This is a genomic window from Pseudonocardia sp. D17 (assembly GCF_036984265.1).
Classification (GTDB): domain Bacteria; phylum Actinomycetota; class Actinomycetes; order Mycobacteriales; family Pseudonocardiaceae; genus Pseudonocardia; species Pseudonocardia benzenivorans.
Map to the genome: position 1 here is coordinate 1 of NZ_BPRG01000224.1, position 425 is coordinate 425.

Annotated in this window: 1 pseudogene; it reads left to right on the plus strand. The window is 68.5% G+C overall.

What is annotated here, in order from left to right:
• A pseudogene (locus tag PSD17_RS31665) lies at positions 1-425 on the plus strand (IniB N-terminal domain-containing protein); the annotation flags it as partial.

The following is a 425-nucleotide window of genomic DNA, read 5'->3' on the forward strand; positions in this document are numbered from 1 at the left end:
TCGACGACCGCGACACCATCGTCGACAACTCGATCAACCAGAACATCGACAACCGCGGCGGCATCTTCAACCAGGACATCGACGTCGACTCCGTCGTCGCGTCCGGCGACGGCGCGGTGGCCGCGGGCGACGACGTCCGCGACAACACCATCGTCTCCGGCGACGACAACATCCTGGCCGGCGGCAACGTCACCCAGACCGGCGACGTGACCGCGGGCGACGGCGGCGCCATCTCCTTCGGCGGCAACGCGACGGGCAACTACGAGGACAACGACACCACCTCGACCGTCACCAACTTCGGCGACGGCGCCGTCGCGGTCAACACCGCCGGCGCGGGCGGCACCGCGACCCAGACCACGACCCAGGCCGTCGACAACTCGACGACCAACACCACCACGCACACCAACTCGCACAACACCGACAGC